18 protein-coding genes, 2 tRNA genes and 1 rRNA gene are annotated in these 20428 nt (G+C 55.9%); 17 read left to right on the top strand and 4 right to left on the bottom strand.

Features of this window, described 5'->3' with window-relative positions:
• The first annotated feature begins 132 nt into the window (after positions 1-132).
• The 8 genes from rmuC to tatD all read left to right on the top strand — a co-directional run bounded on the left by rmuC (position 133) and on the right by tatD (position 7109).
• On the top strand, positions 133-1581 hold the full coding sequence (gene rmuC, locus SOM40_RS22380) for a DNA recombination protein RmuC (protein ID WP_320531139.1): 1449 nt from the start codon (positions 133-135) through the stop codon (positions 1579-1581).
• A gap of 66 nt (positions 1582-1647) precedes the next feature.
• Positions 1648-2403 carry a bifunctional demethylmenaquinone methyltransferase/2-methoxy-6-polyprenyl-1,4-benzoquinol methylase UbiE gene (gene ubiE / locus SOM40_RS22375; RefSeq protein WP_032615102.1) on the top strand — a complete coding sequence of 252 codons (756 nt, stop codon included), beginning with the start codon at positions 1648-1650 and terminating at the stop codon, positions 2401-2403.
• Between the two features lie 13 nt (positions 2404-2416).
• Positions 2417-3022 carry a ubiquinone biosynthesis protein UbiJ gene (gene ubiJ / locus SOM40_RS22370; RefSeq protein ID WP_106995907.1) on the top strand — a complete coding sequence of 202 codons (606 nt, stop codon included), beginning with the start codon at positions 2417-2419 and terminating at the stop codon, positions 3020-3022.
• A complete protein-coding gene (gene ubiB, locus SOM40_RS22365) occupies positions 3019-4659 on the top strand; it encodes a ubiquinone biosynthesis regulatory protein kinase UbiB (protein WP_106995906.1) in 1641 nt (546 codons plus the stop codon). Before ubiJ ends, ubiB begins: the two co-directional genes overlap by 4 nt.
• Before the next feature lie 76 nt (positions 4660-4735).
• Positions 4736-4990 (top strand): Sec-independent protein translocase subunit TatA, encoded by a 255-nt coding sequence (gene tatA / locus SOM40_RS22360; protein WP_250586527.1) that lies wholly within the window; start codon positions 4736-4738, stop codon positions 4988-4990.
• Positions 4991-4993: 3 nt separating this feature from the next.
• Complete coding sequence (gene tatB / locus SOM40_RS22355) at positions 4994-5521, top strand: Sec-independent protein translocase protein TatB (protein ID WP_225759989.1); 528 nt, start codon at positions 4994-4996, stop codon at positions 5519-5521.
• Between the two features lie 2 nt (positions 5522-5523).
• Positions 5524-6285 carry a Sec-independent protein translocase subunit TatC gene (gene tatC, locus SOM40_RS22350; protein ID WP_106995904.1) on the top strand — a complete coding sequence of 254 codons (762 nt, stop codon included), beginning with the start codon at positions 5524-5526 and terminating at the stop codon, positions 6283-6285.
• Between the two features lie 41 nt (positions 6286-6326).
• Positions 6327-7109: a 3'-5' ssDNA/RNA exonuclease TatD gene (gene tatD / locus SOM40_RS22345; protein ID WP_261645429.1), complete on the top strand. Its 783-nt coding sequence runs from the start codon at positions 6327-6329 to the stop codon at positions 7107-7109.
• Here the strand turns inward: tatD and rfaH are convergent.
• Complete coding sequence (rfaH, locus tag SOM40_RS22340) at positions 7106-7597, bottom strand: transcription/translation regulatory transformer protein RfaH (RefSeq protein WP_106995902.1); 492 nt, start codon at positions 7595-7597, stop codon at positions 7106-7108. The two genes, tatD and rfaH, sit on opposite strands and share 4 nt — an antisense overlap.
• A 183-nt stretch (positions 7598-7780) precedes the next feature.
• Here rfaH and ubiD point away from each other — a divergent pair, with 183 nt between their 5' ends.
• A complete protein-coding gene (ubiD, locus tag SOM40_RS22335) occupies positions 7781-9265 on the top strand; it encodes a 4-hydroxy-3-polyprenylbenzoate decarboxylase (protein ID WP_262660750.1) in 1485 nt (494 codons plus the stop codon).
• 42 nt (positions 9266-9307) lie between these two features.
• Positions 9308-10009, top strand: coding sequence for an NAD(P)H-flavin reductase (fre, locus tag SOM40_RS22330; protein WP_106995900.1), 702 nt, complete (start codon positions 9308-9310; stop codon positions 10007-10009).
• Between the two features lie 16 nt (positions 10010-10025).
• Here the strand turns inward: fre and SOM40_RS22325 are convergent, their stop codons facing one another.
• The 3 genes from SOM40_RS22325 to fadB form a co-directional block, all read right to left on the bottom strand.
• Complete coding sequence (locus SOM40_RS22325) at positions 10026-10373, bottom strand: hypothetical protein (RefSeq protein WP_166184676.1); 348 nt, start codon at positions 10371-10373, stop codon at positions 10026-10028.
• Positions 10374-10515: 142 nt separating this feature from the next.
• A complete protein-coding gene (fadA, locus tag SOM40_RS22320; protein WP_320531140.1) occupies positions 10516-11679 on the bottom strand; it encodes an acetyl-CoA C-acyltransferase FadA in 1164 nt (387 codons plus the stop codon).
• A gap of 9 nt (positions 11680-11688) precedes the next feature.
• Positions 11689-13878 (bottom strand): fatty acid oxidation complex subunit alpha FadB, encoded by a 2190-nt coding sequence (gene fadB, locus SOM40_RS22315; RefSeq protein ID WP_320531141.1) that lies wholly within the window; start codon positions 13876-13878, stop codon positions 11689-11691.
• Between the two features lie 187 nt (positions 13879-14065).
• On the opposite strand from fadB, the gene pepQ reads away from it, so the two are divergent.
• The 7 genes from pepQ (at position 14066) to SOM40_RS22280 (ending at position 20233) form a co-directional block, all read left to right on the top strand.
• Positions 14066-15397 (top strand): Xaa-Pro dipeptidase, encoded by a 1332-nt coding sequence (gene pepQ / locus SOM40_RS22310; RefSeq protein WP_261645437.1) that lies wholly within the window; start codon positions 14066-14068, stop codon positions 15395-15397.
• Complete coding sequence (locus tag SOM40_RS22305) at positions 15397-16011, top strand: IMPACT family protein (RefSeq protein ID WP_106995895.1); 615 nt, start codon at positions 15397-15399, stop codon at positions 16009-16011. Before pepQ ends, SOM40_RS22305 begins: the two co-directional genes overlap by 1 nt.
• A 40-nt stretch (positions 16012-16051) precedes the next feature.
• On the top strand, positions 16052-17503 hold the full coding sequence (trkH, locus tag SOM40_RS22300; protein WP_106995894.1) for a Trk system potassium transporter TrkH: 1452 nt from the start codon (positions 16052-16054) through the stop codon (positions 17501-17503).
• 12 nt (positions 17504-17515) lie between these two features.
• A complete protein-coding gene (hemG, locus tag SOM40_RS22295) occupies positions 17516-18058 on the top strand; it encodes a menaquinone-dependent protoporphyrinogen IX dehydrogenase (protein WP_166184670.1) in 543 nt (180 codons plus the stop codon).
• Positions 18059-18419: 361 nt separating this feature from the next.
• Positions 18420-19961, top strand: a 16S ribosomal RNA gene (locus SOM40_RS22290).
• 71 nt (positions 19962-20032) lie between these two features.
• Positions 20033-20109: transfer RNA gene (locus SOM40_RS22285), tRNA-Ile, on the top strand.
• 48 nt (positions 20110-20157) lie between these two features.
• Positions 20158-20233, top strand: a tRNA-Ala gene (locus SOM40_RS22280).
• Positions 20234-20428 lie beyond the last annotated feature (195 nt).

The following is a 20428-nucleotide window of genomic DNA, read 5'->3' as shown; positions in this document are numbered from 1 at the left end:
TTTTCTATGCCAAAGGCCGACCTGTTCGGCCTTTTTCTTTGCGTAGCGCCTCGCAGAAAACCCTTTTCAAACTGGACGTTTATACAGCACAATTCTATTTTGTGCGGGTCATACCTTGATGCAGGGGGCGTCGTGGATATTTCCATCCTTTTTTATGTCGTTATTGCGCTGGTCAGCGTAGGTGTGGGCTGGTTGTTCGCCAGCTATCAGCATGCGCAGCAAAAAGCCGATCAGCTTGCCGAACGTGAAGAGATGGTGGCCGATCTCAGTGCATTAAGACAGAACATCGCCCAGAGCAGGCACTGGCGTGACGAATGCGAGCTGCTCAACAACGAGCTGCGCAATCTGCGGGATATCAACACCTCGCTGGAAGCCGACCTGCGCGAAGTGACCACCCGGCTGGAATCCACCCAACTGCATGCGGAAGACAAAATCCGCCAGATGATGAACAGCGAACAGCGCCTGAGTGAGCAGTTCGAAAACCTCGCCAACCGCATCTTTGAGCAGAGCAACCGCCGGGTCGATGAACAAAACCGCCAGAGCCTGAGCGGCCTGCTGTCGCCCCTGCGTGAACAGCTGGACGGCTTTCGCCGCCAGGTGCAGGACAGCTTTGGTCAGGAGGCGCGGGAACGCCATACGCTGGCCCATGAAATCCGTAACCTCCAGCAGCTGAATGCCCAGATGGCGCAGGAGGCCATCAACCTCACTAAAGCGCTGAAAGGCGACAATAAAACCCAGGGCAACTGGGGCGAAGTGGTTCTGACCCGCGTGCTGGAGGCCTCTGGCCTGCGCGAGGGTCACGAATATCAAACCCAGGTCAGCATTGAAACCGAAAACCGCGCGCGAATGCAGCCCGACGTCATTGTCCGTCTGCCGCAGGAGAAGGACGTGGTCATCGACGCCAAAATGACCCTCGTGGCCTATGAGCGCTACTTCAATGCCGAAGACGACTACACCCGCGAGGCGGCGTTGCAGGAGCATATCGCCTCGGTGCGTAACCATATTCGTCTGCTGGGGCGTAAAGATTATCAGCAGCTGCCGGGCCTGCGTTCGCTTGACTATGTGCTAATGTTTATCCCGGTTGAGCCGGCCTTCTTACTGGCGCTGGATCGCCAGCCGGAGCTGATCTCCGAGGCGCTGAAAAACAACATTATGCTGGTCAGCCCTACCACGCTACTGGTGGCGCTACGCACCATTGCGAATTTGTGGCGCTACGAGCATCAGAGCCGTAATGCCCAGCAGATTGCCGATCGTGCCAGCCGCCTGTACGACAAAATGCGTCTGTTCGTCGATGATATGACCTCGGTCGGGCAGAGCCTGGAACGCGCCCAGGATAACTACCGCCAGGCGATGAAAAAGCTGGCCTCCGGGCGCGGCAACCTGCTGGCTCAGGCCGAATCGTTCCGCGACCTTGGCGTGGAAGTAAAACGCGAGATTAATCCGGAATTGGTCGAGCAGGCCACCTCGCAAGATGAAGAATATCGGCTGCGCAGTGAGGTTCCCGTTCAAAATACAAACAATACCTTAGCAGGCGCCCAGGCGTCGGCAGACCCCCTGGAGCGTTATTCCCGGGGTGGTTGAATCGTAGGGCAAATGCGCCCAATCTGTTACACTTCTCAAACATTTGACTGATAAGCAGGCTCTGAGATGGTTGAAGATTCACAAGACACAACGCACTTTGGCTTTCAGACTGTCGCTAAAGCGCAGAAAGCTGATATGGTGGCCCACGTATTCCATTCCGTGGCGGCGAAGTACGATGTAATGAATGACCTGATGTCATTCGGCATTCATCGCTTGTGGAAGCGCTTCACTATTGATTGTAGCGGCGTACGTCGTGGACAAACCGTGCTGGATTTGGCTGGCGGCACCGGCGACCTGACAGCGAAATTCTCGCGTCTGGTGGGCGAAACGGGCCGCGTTGTGCTGGCTGATATCAACGACTCCATGCTGAAAATGGGGCGTGAAAAACTGCGCAATATTGGCGTGGTCGGCAACGTTGAATATGTCCAGGCGAACGCTGAAGCGCTGCCTTTCCCGGATAACACTTTTGACTGCATCACCATCTCTTTCGGTCTGCGTAACGTCACCGACAAAGAGAAAGCGCTGCGTTCCATGTACCGTGTGCTGAAACCGGGTGGACGTCTGCTGGTGCTGGAGTTCTCCAAACCGATTATTGAGCCGCTGAGCAAAGCTTACGACGCCTATTCATTCCACATCCTGCCACGCATTGGCGAGATGGTTGCCAACGACGCTGACAGCTATCGCTACCTGGCCGAATCGATCCGTATGCACCCGAATCAGGACACCTTAAAAGCCATGATGCAGGATGCAGGCTTTGACAATGTTGATTACTTCAACATGACGGCAGGCGTTGTCGCGCTGCATCGCGGTTATAAGTTCTGAGTGGAGGTGGCGAATGCCGTTTAAACCCTTGATCACAGCCGGTGTGGAAAACGTACTCAATACCTTTCTGTACCGGTCTCCTGCGCTGAAAACGGCGCGTCAGCGTCTGAACGGCAAAGTGCTGCGGGTGGTATTAAAAGAGTTTTCGACCCCGCTGGTGCTGGTATTCAGCGAGCGTCAGCTCGACGTGCTCGGTGAGTGGGAAGGCGAGGCCGACTGCTCCGTCATCACCCATATGAGCACGCTGCCCAAACTGCGCGATCGCCAGCAACTCACGGCCCTGATCCGCAGCGGCGAGCTGGAGGTCGAAGGCGATATCCAGGTGGTACAAAACTTTGTCTCACTGGCCGATCTGGCCGAGTTCGACCCGGCAGAATTGCTGGCTCCCTGGACTGGCGATATTGCCGCTGAAGGGATCAGTAAAGTACTGCGCGGCGGCGCCTCGTTCCTGAAGAAGGGTTTTCAGCGCCAGCAGCGTTACGCCGGGGAGGTGCTTACCGAGGAGTGGCGTATGGCACCAGGTCCACTGGAAGCAGCATGGTTCGCAGAAGAGACCGCCGCGGTTGAGCGTGCGGTTGATGCACTGACAAAACGGCTTGAAAAACTGGAGGGCAAATGACGCCTGGTGAAATTCGGCGCCTCTACTTTATCATCCGCACCTTTTTGAGCTATGGGCTCGACGAGCTAATCCCCCGAATGCGCCTCACTATGCCGCTGCGCCTCTGGCGGCGAACGCTATTCTGGATGCCTAATCGCCATCAGGACAAGCTGCTCGGTGAGCGACTGCGTTTGGCGCTTCAGGAGCTGGGCCCGGTCTGGATCAAGTTCGGCCAGATGCTCTCCACCCGACGTGACCTGTTCCCGCCCGCGATCGCCGATCAGCTGGCACTGCTGCAGGATAAAGTCGCTCCGTTCGACGGTAAGCTGGCAAAGCAGCAGATTGAAAAAGCGATGGGCGATCTCCCGGTTGAGACCTGGTTCGATGATTTTGACATCCAGCCGCTGGCCTCGGCCTCCATTGCTCAGGTTCACACCGCACGGCTGAAAGAGAACGGCAAAGAGGTGGTCATTAAGGTGATCCGCCCGGATATTCTGCCGATCATCCGAGCCGACATGAAACTCATCTACCGCCTGGCCCGCTGGGTGCCACGTCTGCTGCCGGATGGACGCCGTCTGCGTCCGATGGAAGTGGTGCGTGAGTATGAAAAAACGCTGATTGATGAGCTGAACCTGCTGCGTGAATCGGCGAACGCCATCCAGCTGCGCCGCAACTTTGAAAACAGCCCGATGCTGTATGTGCCGGAAGTCTATTCCGACTACTGCAGCCAGGACATGATGGTGATGGAGCGCATCTACGGGATCCCGGTCTCGGATGTCGCCACCCTGGAAAAGCAGGGCACTAACATGAAGCTGCTGGCCGAGCGTGGCGTGCAGGTCTTCTTCACCCAGGTGTTCCGCGACAGCTTCTTCCACGCCGACATGCACCCGGGCAATATTTTTGTCAGCTACGAGCATCCCGAAGATCCACAGTATATCGGCATCGACTGCGGTATCGTCGGCTCGCTGAACAAAGAAGATAAGCGCTATCTGGCCGAGAACTTTATCGCCTTTTTTAACCGCGATTACCGCAAAGTGGCCGAGCTGCACGTTGATTCCGGCTGGGTTCCGCTGGATACCAACGTTGAAGAGTTTGAGTTCGCCATTCGTACGGTCTGTGAGCCCATCTTCGAGAAGCCGCTGGCGGAGATCTCGTTCGGCCATGTGCTGCTGAACCTGTTCAATACCGCCCGTCGCTTCAATATGGAAGTGCAGCCTCAGTTAGTTTTACTCCAGAAAACATTACTTTACGTTGAAGGAGTGGGGAGACAGCTCTATCCTCAGTTAGACTTATGGAAAACGGCAAAACCTTTCCTTGAGTCGTGGATCAAAGACCAGGTGGGTCTTCCCGCGCTGGTGCGCTCCCTGAAAGAGAAAGCCCCGTTCTGGATTGAAAAAATGCCCGAAATTCCGGAACTGGTGTACGACAGTTTGCGTCAGAGCAAAAACTTGCAACACAGCGTGGATAAAATTGCCCGCGAGTTGCAAACCAACCATGTGCGTCAGGGACAGTCCCGGTATCTGTTTGGCATTGGAGCAACACTGTTGTTAAGCGGCACGCTGCTGCTGATCAATCGTCCTGAGTGGGAGCTTATGCCTGCCTGGTTGATGGCGGGTGGCGTGGTTGTCTGGATAGCCGGATGGCGCAGAACGCGCTGAATTGCGTCGCACTAGCAGGGTCGCATAACGTATAATGCGGCCTGTTTAATTAATCATCGCTAACTGGGGAAGATGTATGGGTGGTATCAGTATCTGGCAATTAGTGATTATTGCCGTCATTGTCGTGCTGCTGTTTGGTACCAAAAAGCTCGGTTCTATCGGTTCCGATCTCGGTGCGTCCATCAAAGGCTTCAAGAAAGCGATCAAAGATGATGACGAGAAGCAGGATAAATCCAGCCAGGATGCGGATTTCACTGCTAAATCCATCGCTGATAAACAAGACGACGCCAAAAAGGAAAATGCTAAACGCCACGATAACGAGCAGGTGTAATTCGTGTTCGATATCGGTTTTAGTGAACTGCTGCTGGTCTTCGTGATTGGCCTCATTGTCCTGGGGCCACAACGTCTGCCTGTGGCGGTAAAAACGGTTGCTGGCTGGGTGCGTGCGCTACGATCGCTGGCGACAACGGTGCAAAATGAGCTGGCGCAAGAGCTTAAGCTGCAGGAGTTTCAGGACAGCCTGAAAAAAGTTGAAAAGGCGAGCCTGGATAACCTGACGCCGGAACTGAAAGCCTCGATGGACGAACTGCGTGAAGCGGCGGAATCCATGAAGCGCTCCTACAGCGTCAACGATCCGGAAAAAGCGAGCGACGAAGCCAATACCATTCGCAACCCGCTGGTCAAAGATAACGAAGCGCAGCATGAAGGCGTGACGCCTGCCACTGCTGAGCATCAGGCTACCGCGCCCGAACAGGCGCCAGCCGAGCCGGTGATCCCCAAACAAGAAACGACGCCAGCGCCCGCAGACAAAAAGCCTGCACCTGCGGCTGCCGCGTCCCCCTCGTCGAGTGATAAAGCGTAAACATGGCAGTAGATGAAACTCAACCGCTGATTACGCACCTGATCGAGCTGCGTAAACGCCTGCTGAACTGCATTATTGCGGTTTTGCTCATTTTTTTATGCCTGGTCTATTTTGCCAACGACATCTATCAGGTGGTCTCTGCCCCCCTGATTAAACAGATGCCGCTCGGGGCAACCATGATCGCCACCGACGTGGCATCGCCCTTCTTCACGCCGATCAAGCTGACTTTCTGGGTCTCGCTGATTGCCTCAGCGCCGGTGATCCTTTACCAGGTCTGGGCCTTTATTGCCCCCGCGCTGTATAAGCATGAACGTCGCCTGGTGATCCCGCTGCTGGTTTCCAGCTCGCTGCTATTTTATATCGGCATGGCCTTTGCCTACTTTGTGGTCTTCCCGCTGGCCTTTGGCTTCCTGGCAAATACCGCGCCGGTAGGGGTGCAGGTTTCCACCGATATTGCCAGTTATCTGAGCTTCGTGATGGCGCTGTTTATGGCCTTCGGCGTGGCATTTGAGGTACCGGTTGCCATCGTGCTGCTCTGCTGGATGGGGATCACAACTCCGGATGACTTACGCAAAAAACGGCCATACATTCTGGTGGGCGCGTTTGTTGTGGGCATGCTGTTAACGCCGCCGGATGTCTTCTCGCAAACCCTGCTGGCGATCCCGATGTATTGCCTGTTTGAAGTCGGTGTCTTCTTTGCGCGCTTCTATACCGGCAAGCGACGTGAAGATCACGACGAAGAGTCCGAAGGGACAGAAGAGTAACCCCAACCGCCCGCCAGGGCGGTTGTCATATGGGAGCCAGTATGTTTGATATCGGTCTGAACCTGACCAGCCCGCAGTTTGCCCAGGATCGTGACGAGGTGGTGGCCAGAGCCGTCGCCGCCGGGGTCAACGGCTTACTGCTGACGGGTACCAACCTGCACGAAAGCGAGCAGGCGCGGCAGCTGGCGCAGCGCTATGACCGCTGCTGGTCAACGGCGGGCGTCCATCCGCACGACAGTAGCCAGTGGACGGCGCAGAGTGCCGACACGCTCCGGGCCTTAGCCGCCTCCCCTGAGGTAGTGGCGATTGGCGAGTGTGGTCTCGACTTTAATCGCAACTTTTCCACCCCCGCCGAACAGGAACATGCCTTTAGCGCCCAACTGGCGTTAGCGGCGGAGCTGGGCATGCCGGTATTTATGCACTGCCGTGATGCTCACGAACGCTTTCTGGCATTGCTGGAACCCTGGCTGGATAAACTCCCTGGCGCAGTGCTGCACTGTTTTACCGGCACGCGGCAGGAGGCAATAGCCTGTCTGGATCGTGGTTTGTATCTGGGGATCACCGGCTGGGTCTGCGATGAACGACGTGGGCTGGAACTGCGCGAGCTGCTGCCGGTTATTCCTGCCGATCGACTGTTAGTGGAGACCGATGCACCTTATCTGCTGCCGCGCGATCTCCGTCCAAAACCGGCATCGCGACGCAATGAACCGGCTTATCTGGGACATATTATTGAGCGGATCGCCCACTGGCGCGGCGAAGAGGTGCAGTGGCTGGCAGCGCAGACGGATGACAACGTGCGTCGTCTGTTTGGCGTCGAATTTTAAACTTTGCGGAAGCTGGTATTTTTGACGCTCTGCTTCACTTCTTTATTCAGTAAGTTCAGCAGCAGCATGGAGCGGGCTTCCCCGTCCGGCTCAGCGAAAATGGCCACCAGTCCTTCAAAGGCCCCTTCGGTGATCACTACATCGTCGCCGGAGAAGGGGGTATCGGGATCGGTAATGCCTTCGGGCTGTTTGTAGACCGAGAGCTGGTGGATCACGGAAGAGGGCACCGTAGCCGGGTGCGCGCCAAAGCGCACAAAGTGGCTGACACCGCGCGTCGCATTGATGGTGGTGGTGTGGATCACTTCGGGGTCGAATTCAACAAACAGGTAGTTAGGGAACAGTGGTTCACTGACGGTGGTGCGTTTACCACGGACCATTTTTTCCAGCGTGATCGCAGGCGTCAGACAGTTCACCGCCTGGCGTTCCAGATGTTCCTGAGCACGCTGAAGTTGCCCACGCTTGCAATACAGTAAATACCAGGCCTGCATAATGACTCTTTTCCGCTTGTTATGCCGGCAAGCATATCAAAACCCTGGCGGGATCGCTAAGCTGATTATAATGGCCGTACGCAGAAGAAGCCGTGAATCTTCACGCTTATTTAACAAAAATACAGCATCAGGCAGTCTTACGCCGTATAATGAAACGCTTACAGAGAGAGCTTGACTAACTGCATGAAATACAACGATCTACGCGACTTCCTGGAACTGCTGGAAAAGCAGGGCGAACTCAAACGCATCACCCTTCCTGTCGATCCTTATCTGGAAATGACAGAAATTGCTGACCGCACACTCCGTGCGGGTGGGCCAGCACTCCTGTTTGAAAATCCGAAAGGCTACACCATGCCGGTGCTCTGCAACCTGTTTGGCACACCAAAACGTGTGGCGATGGGAATGGGGCAGGAAGATGTCAGCGCGTTGCGTGAAGTGGGTAAGCTGCTGGCCTTTTTAAAAGAGCCTGAGCCACCTAAAGGATTTCGCGATCTCTTCGATAAGCTGCCGCAGTTTAAGCAAGTCCTGAACATGCCGACCAAACGTCTGCGCGGCGCACCCTGCCAGCAGAAAATCCTGGAAGGCGACGCGGTCGATCTGACGCGTATCCCGATCATGCAGTGCTGGCCTGAAGACGCGGCCCCGTTGATCACCTGGGGTCTGACCGTCACGCGCGGTCCGCATAAAGAGCGGCAGAATCTCGGCATCTATCGTCAGCAGCTGATTGGTAAGAATAAATTGATTATGCGCTGGCTGTCGCATCGCGGCGGCGCGCTTGATTTCCAGGAGTGGTGCGCGGCCCATCCGGGCGAACGTTTCCCGGTCGCCGTGGCGCTGGGCGCCGATCCGGCCACCATTCTCGGTGCGGTCACCCCGGTGCCAGACACCCTGTCGGAATACGCCTTTGCCGGGCTGCTGCGCGGCACAAAAACCGAAGTGGTGAAGTGCGTATCGAACGATCTGGAAGTGCCCGCCAGCGCTGAAATCGTACTCGAAGGCTATATCGAGGCGGGTGAGATGGCTCCGGAAGGGCCCTATGGCGACCACACCGGCTATTACAACGAAATCGACAGCTTCCCGGTGTTTACCGTGACGCACATTACCCAGCGTGAAGATGCCATTTACCACTCCACCTACACGGGCCGTCCGCCGGATGAACCTGCGGTGCTCGGCGTGGCGCTGAACGAAGTGTTTGTGCCGATCCTGCAAAAGCAGTTCCCGGAAATCGTTGATTTCTATCTGCCGCCGGAAGGTTGCTCCTATCGCCTGGCGGTGGTAACCATTAAGAAGCAGTATGCGGGTCACGCTAAACGGGTGATGATGGGCGTATGGTCTTTCCTGCGCCAGTTTATGTATACCAAGTTTGTGATCGTTTGCGATGATGACGTCAACGCCCGTGACTGGAACGACGTGATCTGGGCCATTACCACCCGTATGGATCCGGCACGCGATACCGTGTTAGTTGAAAACACGCCCATTGATTATCTGGATTTTGCCTCGCCGGTTTCCGGTCTTGGCTCAAAAATGGGACTGGATGCCACCAATAAATGGCCCGGCGAAACCCAACGTGAATGGGGTCGTCCGATCAAAAAGGATCCTGAGGTGACTGCGCGAATTGACGCGATCTGGGATGAACTGGCCATAATGAATAACGGTAAAGACGCCTGAATGCGCCGTTATGCCCTTTAGACTTCCCGACAGAGAGAGCGAATGACAACCTTAAGCTGTAAAGTGACTTCGGTAGACGCTATCACCGACACCGTATATCGCGTCCGTTTAGTACCTGAATCGGCGTTCTCCTTCCGCGCTGGCCAGTATTTAATGGTGGTGATGGATGAGCGGGATAAGCGCCCTTTCTCAATGGCCTCGACGCCGGACGAGCAAGAGTTTATCGAGCTGCACATTGGGGCGTCAGAGCTTAACCTGTATGCGATGGCGGTAATGGATCGCATCCTGAAAGAGAATGAGATCGAGATTGATATTCCTCACGGCGAAGCCTGGCTGCGCGATGACGAAGAGCGTCCGCTGATCCTGATTGCGGGCGGCACCGGTTTCTCCTACGTGCGTTCCATTCTGCTGACGGCGCTGGCGCGTAATCCGGACCGCGACATCACCATCTACTGGGGTGGCCGCGAGGCGAAGCATCTCTACGATCTCTCTGAGCTGGAAGCGCTGAGTGTGACCCACCCGAACCTGCGCGTTGAGCCGGTGGTTGAGCAGCCGGAAGAGGGCTGGCGCGGGCGCAGTGGCACCGTGTTAACGGCGGTACTGCAGGATCATGGCACGCTGGTCAATCACGACATCTACATTGCCGGTCGTTTCGAAATGGCAAAAATTGCCCGGGACCTGTTCTGTAATGAGCGCGGTGCGCGGGAAGATCGTCTGTTTGGCGACGCGTTTGCGTTTATCTGACGCGCCGCCGCATCACTTAGTGCTGTTCGGTGTTAAAGAAGGTTTTGTAGAGAATTTTATCCTCGTCGAGCAGGCACAGGATCTGCCCGACGACCCGATCGCGGCGCTCGACGGTGGCTTTCAGTTCTGAGGCAATGTGCTGGCTGCCAACCTTCGCATCGTAGCGATCGAGCGCAACGCTATTGTCTTTCACGCGCGTCCCTTCAAGTAATGCCATGACTTCCGGGTTCGTTTTGTACAGGGCCTGGATTTCGCTCAGACAGTGATTTGCCATCAGACGATCGTCTGCGACGGGCTGTTGAGCAAACGTGTGGGATACGCAGAAAAGTAGTGAAAGGCCGAGCGCAGATACGCTTTTTTTCATCTTTATCATCCTTAATTGAAAGGCATTCGTCATTGAATGCGCGTCCTCAGAATACACCGTTCAGAATAAAAAAACCCGCCCCTGACAGGCGGGAAAACGGCAACTAAATCTTCGCCGGGCCGCTCTGCGACCCGGCTTTTTATTACACTCTCTCAAACACCGTCGCGATCCCCTGGCCCAACCCGATACACATGGTCGCCAGACCAAACTGGGCATCCTTGCGTTCCATCAGGTTAATCAGGGTGGTGCTGATACGCGCCCCGGAACAACCCAGCGGGTGACCCAGCGCAATGGCACCGCCGTTGAGGTTAATCTTCTCGTCGATCTGATCCATCAGCCCCAGATCCTTAATGCACGGCAGGATCTGTGCGGCGAAGGCTTCGTTCATCTCGAAGAGGTCGATATCGCTGGTGGAGAGCCCGGCTTTTTTCAGTGCCAGCTTTGAGGCCGGCACCGGGCCGTAACCCATGATTGACGGGTCGCAACCCACTACCGCCATCGAGCGGATACGGGCGCGCGGCGTCAGGCTCAGCTCGCGGGCGCGGCTTTCGCTCATCACCAGCATCGCCGCTGCACCATCAGACAGGGCGGAAGAGCTGCCCGCCGTCACGGTGCCGGTTACCGGATCAAAAGCCGGCCGCAGCGTCGAGAGTGCTTCAACGGTAGTTTCCGGGCGGATCACTTCGTCGAAATAGAACTGCTTCAGCACGCCATCGGCGTCGTGACCGCCGGTGGGGAGAATCTCATTTTTAAACGCGCCGGACTGCGTCGCGGCCCAGGCACGGGCGTGAGAGCGGGCGGCAAAGCTATCCTGCATTTCACGGCTGATACCGTGCAGGCGAGAGAGCATCTCTGCCGTCAGGCCCATCATGCCCGCGGCTTTCGCCACCGTGCGGCTCATGCCGGGGTGGAAATCGACGCCGTGGTTCATCGGCACGTGGCCCATGTGCTCCACGCCGCCAATCATGCACACCTGCGCATCGCCGGTCATGATCATGCGTGCCGCATCGTGCAGGGCCTGCATTGACGAACCACACAGGCGGTTGACGGTGACAGCCGGTACCGAGTGCGGGATTTCCGCCAGCAGGGCCGCGTTACGGGCGATGTTAAAGCCCTGCTCCAGGGTCTGCTGCACGCAGCCCCAGTAGATATCGTCCAGCGCGGTGGCGTCCAGCGCCGGGTTGCGCGCCAGCAGGCTACGCATTAAATGTGCGGAGAGATCTTCCGCGCGCACGTTACGAAATGCGCCGCCCTTCGAACGGCCCATCGGGGTGCGAATTGCATCGACAATGACAACCTGTTCCATTGTGACTCCTTAAGCCGTTTTCAGTGCGCCAACCGGACGGGCAGGCTCAACCGGGGGATAGTACGCTTCATTATTACGCGCTTTGGTACGCAGACCTTCCGGAGCCTGATACAGCGCGCCGAGATGCTCATACTGCTGCGTCATATCCAGATAGCGGGCGCTGCCCTGCGTATCCAGCCAGCGGAACGCGCCGCCGTGGAACGGAGGGAAGCCCAGGCCGTAGACCAGCGCCATATCCGCTTCCGCAGGACTGGCGATGATGCCCTCTTCAAGACAGCGCACCACTTCGTTGACCATCGGGATCATCATGCGGGCAATAATCTCTTCGTCGCTGAAATCGCGCTTCGCGTGGCTAACCTCTGCCAGCAGGCTATCCACGGCAGCGTCTTCCTCTTTCTTCGGTTTGCCTTTGCTGTCTTCTTTATAACGCCAGAAGCCGAGGCCATTTTTCTGACCGTAGCGGTTCGATTCAAACAGGGCGTCGATGGCATCGCGGTAATCTTTCTGCATCCGCTGTGGGAAGCCTGCCGCCATCACCGCCTGGGCGTGATGCGCGGTATCAATCCCGACCACGTCCAGCAGATATGCCGGGCCCATCGGCCAGCCAAACTGTTTTTCCATCACTTTGTCGATCTTGCGGAAATCCGCCCCGTCGCGCAGCAGCTGACTGAAGCCGGCAAAGTACGGGAACAACACGCGGTTGACGAAGAAGCCCGGGCAGTCATTTACCACAATCGGGGTTTTGCCCATCTTGCTGGCCCAGGCCACGACTTTGGCGAGGGTTTCGTCAGAGGTTTTCTCCCCGCGGATCACTTCAACCAGCGGCATACGGTGCACCGGGTTAAAGAAGTGCATGCCGCAGAAGTTTTCCGGGCGCTTGAGGACGCTGGCCAGTTCGCTGATTGGAATGGTGGAGGTGTTGGACGCCAGCACGGTATCCGGGCGCACCTTGTCTTCCGTCTCTGCCAGTACCGCTTTTTTCACTTTCGGGTTTTCGACCACCGCTTCGACGACCACATCCACGCGATCGAAACCGCTGTAATCCAGGGTCGGATGAATCGTGGAGATCACGCCGGAGAGCTTCAGGCCATCGATCTTGCCGCGTTCGAGCTGTTTGTTCAGCAGTTTGGCGGCTTCGGTCATGCCGAGTGTCAGTGACTTCTCGTTAATGTCTTTCATCACCACCGGCACGCCTTTCCAGGCCGACTGGTAGGCGATGCCGCCGCCCATAATGCCTGCGCCCAGTACCGCCGCCTGTTTTGGCGTCTCGACATTTTTGGTCAGCTGCTTCGCTTTGCCTTTAACGAACTGATCGTTGAGGAAAATACCGACCAGCGCGCGGGCTTCATTGGTATGAGCCAGCGGGACGAAGCTTTGGTTTTCTAATTTCAGTGCTTCGTCACGGCCCAGTCGTGCGGCCGCTTCGATGGTTTTCACCGCGGTGATCGGCGCCGGATAGTGTTTACCCGCCGTCTGCATCACCATGCCTTTGGCGATAGTGAAACTCATGGTGGCTTCAATTTTACTTAAGTGCAGCGGCTCCAGCTTCGGCTGACGTTTCGCTTTCCAGTCGAGGTCGCCGTTGATCGCCTGACGCAGAATGGCCAATGCCCCTTCATGCAGTTTTTCAGGCTTAACCACGCTATCCACCAGACCGAGTTTTAACGCCTGATCGGCACCCACGTCTTTACCGGCAGCAATGATCTCCAGGGCACTGTCGGCACCCAGCAGGCGCGGCAGACGGACTGAACCGCCAAAGCCCGGCATAATGCCCAGTTTGGTTTCCGGCAGGCCGATGCGCAGATCCGGGGTGGCCAGACGGTAATCGGTGGCCAGCACGCATTCGCAGCCGCCGCCCAGCGCATAGCCATTAACGGCAGAGATCGTCGGGACCGGCAGATCTTCCAGACGGTTAAAGACGCTGTTGGCAAAATGCAGCCACTGGCTCAGCTGCTCCTGAGGGACCAGGAACAGGGAGAGGAATTCGGTAATGTCTGCGCCGACGATAAATGCCGCTTTCTCAGAACGCAGCAGCAGACCTTTTAAGTCGGACTCTTTTTCAAGCACGTCCAGCGCATGGCCAAGGCTGGCAACGGTTGCGGTGTCCAGCTTATTCACTGAGCCGGGGGCGTCGAACACCAGTTCGGCAATGCCACCTTCCAGCCAGTCTACGTACAGGGTGTCGCCTTTGTAGAGCATGTCGGTCTCCTGAATCCAGTAATTGGATCTGGTCATACCAGATGATTCGGAGTGTGGGTTTTGTGTTAATGAAATGCAAATTAGTCATTAAATAATTGTAGGTCTGATCACGCTCGGCGGAGATCACGCAGCCTTTCTGAGGTGTGCTAAGATGCGGTGACTTGAGGTCAAAACAAAAGGATGAATGATGGATTCACTGGCCGCGCAGTATAAAAATCACATTGTTACGTTGCAGGAACGTACCCGCGACGTACTGGCTCGCTTCAAGCTGGATGCCTTACTCATCCACTCCGGCGAACTGTTCAATGTCTTTCTCGACGATCACGCTTATCCCTTCAAGGTGAACCCGCAATTTAAAGCCTGGGTGCCGGTAACCCAGGTTCCCAATTGCTGGTTGCTGGTGGATGGCGTGAACAAGCCAAAACTGTGGTTCTATCTGCCGGTGGATTACTGGCACAACGTGGAACCGCTGCCGACCTCCTTCTGGACAGAAGAGATCGAGGTGATTGCCCTGCCGAAAGCCGACGGCATTGGCAGCCAGTTACCTGCTGCCCGCGGCAACATCGGCTATATTGGCCCGGTGCCAGAACGTGCGCGCGGTCTGGAGATCTCAGCGGATAACATCAACCCGAAAGGCGTTATCGACTATCTGCACTACTATCGCTCCTATAAGACCGACTATGAACTGGCGTGCATGCGTGAAGCGCAAAAAACGGCGGTCAACGGCCATCGTGCGGCGCATGAAGCTTTCCTGTCCGGCATGAGTGAGTTCGATATTAACCTGGCTTACCTGACGGCTACCGGCCATCGTGATATTGACGTGCCGTACAGCAACATTGTGGCGCTGAATGAGCACGCGGCGGTGCTGCACTACACTAAACTCGATCACCGTGCGCCGTCCGAAATGCGCAGCTTCCTGTTGGATGCCGGTGCGGAGTACAACGGCTATGCCGCGGACCTGACCCGTACCTGGGCCGGGAACAGCGATACCGAATTCGCCCAGCTGATCAAAGACGTCAATGACGAGCAGCTGGCCCTGATCGCCACCATGAAGGCTGGCGTGAGCTACGTGGATTACCACGTTCAGTTCCATCAGCGTATTGCGAAGCTGTTGCGTAAGCATCAGATCGTCAGCGATATGAGCGAAGAAGCGATGGTGGAAAACGACCTGACCGGGCCGTTTATGCCGCACGGTATCGGCCACCCGCTGGGTCTGCAGGTGCACGACACCGCAGGCTTTATGCAGGATGACACCGGTACGCATCTGGCCGCGCCGTCCAAATATCCTTACCTGCGTTGCACCCGCATTCTGCAGCCGCGCATGGTGTTGACCATCGAGCCGGGGATCTACTTTATTGAGTCCCTGCTGGCGCCGTGGCGTGAAGGGCAGTTCAGCAAGCACTTCAACTGGCAGAAAATTGAGGCGCTGAAGCCGTTTGGTGGCATCCGTATCGAAGATAACGTGGTGATCCATGAAAACGGTACTGAAAACATGACGCGAGATCTGAAGCTGGCGTAATGGAAAGCTGGCTCATACCGGCAGCGCCGGTCACCTTTACGGAAGAGATCAAAAAAAGCCGTTTCATCACGTTGCTGGCGCATACCGACGGCGTGGAGGCGGCAAAGGCTTTTGTTGAGTCAGTACGGGCAGAACATCCTGACGCCCGCCACCACTGCGTGGCGTGGGTGGCCGGGCCGCCTGACGATTCACAGAAGCTGGGGTTCTCGGATGATGGTGAACCGGCGGGCACGGCGGGCAAACCGATGCTCTCTCAGTTAATGGGCAGCGGCGTGGGAGAAATCACCGCCGTCGTGGTGCGTTACTACGGCGGCGTATTACTGGGAACGGGCGGGCTGGTTAAGGCCTATGGCGGCGGCGTCCAGCAGGCGCTGAATCAACTGACAACGATCCGCAAAACGCCACTTACCGAATATACTTTATTGTGCGATTACGCCCAGTTATCCGGCATCGAATCGTTGCTGAAGCTGTATCAGGGCCTGATCGTGCACAGTGATTACCAGGCGGCGGTGCAATTACGTGTGGCGCTACCCCAGGCATCGCTTCCGGCATTCTCAGCAAAACTGGCTGATTTTAGTCGTGGTTCGTTGCAATTACGGCCGATTGAAGAATAATCCCCACCTTACTTTTTGAATACCTAAGGAAGCGGCAGAGATGCATTTTCGTGCCATAACCCGAATCGTTGGATTGCTGGTCATACTCTTTTCCGGGACGATGATCCTCCCCGGACTGGTGGCGCTTATTTATCGGGATGGTGCGGGCCGGGCCTTTACGCAGACCTTTTTCGTCGCGCTGATGATTGGCTCCCTGCTGTGGTGGCCTAACCGCCGTGAGAAGGGGGAGCTGAAATCCCGCGAAGGCTTCCTTATCGTGGTGTTGTTCTGGACCGTGCTGGGCAGCGTGGGGGCATTACCCTTCATCTTTTCTGAACAGCCCAACCTGACCATCACCGATGCGTTCTTTGAATCTTTCTCAGGGCTGACTACCACCGGGGCTACCACGCTGGTGGGGCTGGATTCGCTCCCCCATGCCATCCTCTTTTACCGGCAGATGCTGCAGTGGTTCGGCGGGATGGGGATCATCGTATTAGCCGTGGCGATCCTGCCGATACTGGGCGTCGGGGGGATGCAGCTCTATCGGGCAGAGATGCCGGGGCCGCTGAAGGATAACAAGATGCGTCCGCGTATCGCCGAGACGGCCAAAACGCTGTGGCTCATCTATGTGCTGCTGACCGTCGCCTGTGCGCTGGCGCTGTGGTTTGCCGGAATGCCGGCCTTTGACGCCATCGGCCATAGCTTCGCCACCATCGCGATTGGCGGGTTCTCCACTCATGATGCCAGCATCGGCTATTTTGACAGCCCGACCATCAACACCATTATTGCAATCTTCCTGCTGATTTCCGGCTGTAACTATGGTCTGCACTTCTCTTTACTCAGTGGCCGTAACCTGAAGGTCTACTGGCGCGATCCGGAATTCCGCATGTTTATCGGCGTGCAGCTGACGCTGGTGGTGATCTGTACCCTGGTGCTGTGGTTACACGATGTCTATGCTTCGGCAGTTACCACCCTGAACCAGGCCTTCTTCCAGGTGGTATCGATGGCGACGACCGCAGGCTTTACCACCGACAGCATTGCGCGCTGGCCGCTCTTCCTGCCGGTCCTGCTGCTCTGTTCGGCCTTTATCGGCGGCTGTGCCGGTTCGACGGGCGGTGGCTTGAAAGTGATCCGCATCCTGCTGCTGTTCAAGCAGGGCAACCGCGAGCTTAAACGTCTGGTGCACCCGAATGCGGTCTACAGCATCAAGCTGGGTAACCGCGCGCTGCCGGAACGTATTCTCGAAGCGGTGTGGGGTTTCTTCTCCGCCTACGCACTGGTCTTTATCGTCAGCATGCTGGCGATTATCGCGACGGGGGTGGATGACTTCTCGGCGTTTGCCTCTGTTGTGGCCACACTGAATAACCTGGGACCCGGCCTTGGCGTGGTCGCAGATAACTTTGCCAGCATGAATCCGACCGCGAAGTGGATCCTGATTGCCAACATGCTGTTCGGGCGTCTTGAGGTCTTTACGTTATTGGTCCTCTTTACGCCAACATTCTGGCGCGAATAAAGGGAGCCATTTATGAAAACATTAATTCTATTTTCGACCCGCGACGGACAAACGCGCGAGATTGCTGCTTTCCTGGCGTCTGAGTTAAAAGAGCAGGGCATCTATGCCGACGTCATCAACCTGAACCGCACCGAAGAGATTGCGTGGCAGGAGTATGACCGCGTGGTGATCGGCGCCTCTATCCGCTACGGCCATTTTCATCCAGCGGTGGATCGCTTTGTGAAAAAGCATACGGCAACGCTGAACAGCCTGCCGGGCGCTTTCTTTTCGGTGAACCTGGTGGCGCGTAAAGCAGAAAAGCGTACCCCGCAGACCAATAGCTACACGCGTAAGTTCTTGCTGAACTCGCCCTGGAAGCCAGCGGCCTGTGCCGTCTTTGCCGGTGCTCTGCGTTACCCACGCTATCGCTGGTACGATCGCTTTATGATCCGTCTTATTATGAAGATGACCGGCGGCGAAACGGATACACGCAAAGAAGTGGTCTACACCGACTGGTCGCAGGTGGCCAGTTTCGCCCGGGAAATCGCGCAATTAACCCGCAGTTCGCGGCTTTAATAAACGTAAAGCGTGAAAAATAAGCGAACGGAAAACTTTTTGAGATTTATGCTTGTCACCGCCGAAGAACTCCCTATAATGCGCCTCCACTGACACGGAACAACGGATTACAAGCCGCCGGGTCAGCAGAGAAAAGCGTGAAATTATCGCTTGACTCTGAAAGGGGAAAACGTATTATACGGGACCTCGCAACGGTGAGCGAAAGCCGCGTTGCACTGCTCTTTAACAATTTATCAGACAATCTGTGTGGGCACTCAAAGTGACATGGATTCTTAACGTCGCAAGACGAAAAATGAATACCAAAGTCTCTGAGTGAACATACGTAATTCATTACGAAGTTTAATTCACGAGCATCAAACTTAAATTGAAGAGTTTGATCATGGCTCAGATTGAACGCTGGCGGCAGGCCTAACACATGCAAGTCGAACGGTAGCACAGAAGAGCTTGCTCTTCGGGTGACGAGTGGCGGACGGGTGAGTAATGTCTGGGAAACTGCCTGATGGAGGGGGATAACTACTGGAAACGGTAGCTAATACCGCATAACGTCGCAAGACCAAAGAGGGGGACCTTCGGGCCTCTTGCCATCAGATGTGCCCAGATGGGATTAGCTAGTAGGTGGGGTAATGGCTCACCTAGGCGACGATCCCTAGCTGGTCTGAGAGGATGACCAGCCACACTGGAACTGAGACACGGTCCAGACTCCTACGGGAGGCAGCAGTGGGGAATATTGCACAATGGGCGCAAGCCTGATGCAGCCATGCCGCGTGTATGAAGAAGGCCTTCGGGTTGTAAAGTACTTTCAGCGAGGAGGAAGGCATTAAGGTTAATAACCTTGGTGATTGACGTTACTCGCAGAAGAAGCACCGGCTAACTCCGTGCCAGCAGCCGCGGTAATACGGAGGGTGCAAGCGTTAATCGGAATTACTGGGCGTAAAGCGCACGCAGGCGGTCTGTCAAGTCGGATGTGAAATCCCCGGGCTCAACCTGGGAACTGCATTCGAAACTGGCAGGCTAGAGTCTTGTAGAGGGGGGTAGAATTCCAGGTGTAGCGGTGAAATGCGTAGAGATCTGGAGGAATACCGGTGGCGAAGGCGGCCCCCTGGACAAAGACTGACGCTCAGGTGCGAAAGCGTGGGGAGCAAACAGGATTAGATACCCTGGTAGTCCACGCCGTAAACGATGTCGACTTGGAGGTTGTTCCCTTGAGGAGTGGCTTCCGGAGCTAACGCGTTAAGTCGACCGCCTGGGGAGTACGGCCGCAAGGTTAAAACTCAAATGAATTGACGGGGGCCCGCACAAGCGGTGGAGCATGTGGTTTAATTCGATGCAACGCGAAGAACCTTACCTACTCTTGACATCCAGAGAACTTAGCAGAGATGCTTTGGTGCCTTCGGGAACTCTGAGACAGGTGCTGCATGGCTGTCGTCAGCTCGTGTTGTGAAATGTTGGGTTAAGTCCCGCAACGAGCGCAACCCTTATCCTTTGTTGCCAGCGGTTAGGCCGGGAACTCAAAGGAGACTGCCAGTGATAAACTGGAGGAAGGTGGGGATGACGTCAAGTCATCATGGCCCTTACGAGTAGGGCTACACACGTGCTACAATGGCGCATACAAAGAGAAGCGACCTCGCGAGAGCAAGCGGACCTCATAAAGTGCGTCGTAGTCCGGATTGGAGTCTGCAACTCGACTCCATGAAGTCGGAATCGCTAGTAATCGTAGATCAGAATGCTACGGTGAATACGTTCCCGGGCCTTGTACACACCGCCCGTCACACCATGGGAGTGGGTTGCAAAAGAAGTAGGTAGCTTAACCTTCGGGAGGGCGCTTACCACTTTGTGATTCATGACTGGGGTGAAGTCGTAACAAGGTAACCGTAGGGGAACCTGCGGTTGGATCACCTCCTTACCTTAAAGAACCTGCCTTTGCAGTGCTCACACAGATTGTCTGATGAAAAGTAAGCAGTAAAAAATCTCTGCAGGCTTGTAGCTCAGGTGGTTAGAGCGCACCCCTGATAAGGGTGAGGTCGGTGGTTCAAGTCCACTCAGGCCTACCAAACTCCTTCTTGTAAGGATGAGCGGTACAGAGATTAGCATTTTGCGATGGGGCTATAGCTCAGCTGGGAGAGCGCCTGCCTTGCACGCAGGAGGTCTGCGGTTCGATCCCGCATAGCTCCACCATCCTTTACTGCGACAACACAAAAACTTCAGAGTGTACCTGCGAAGGTGCGCTGCGAAGTTTTGCTCTTTAAAAATCTGGATCAAGCTGAAAATTGAAACGACACACTGTGTCTGCTCTCCGTAATAAGAGCAGATGGTAGGTGTGTTCGAGTCTCTCAAATTTTCGCAATCAGAAGTGAAACAGCTTCGGGTTGT

This window comes from Leclercia sp. CFBP8987 (assembly GCF_034044995.2).
Classification (GTDB): Bacteria; Pseudomonadota; Gammaproteobacteria; order Enterobacterales; family Enterobacteriaceae; genus Enterobacter; species Enterobacter tamurae.
The sequence above is the reverse complement of the archived record's forward strand: the minus strand, read 5'-3'. Positions and strand labels throughout refer to the sequence as shown.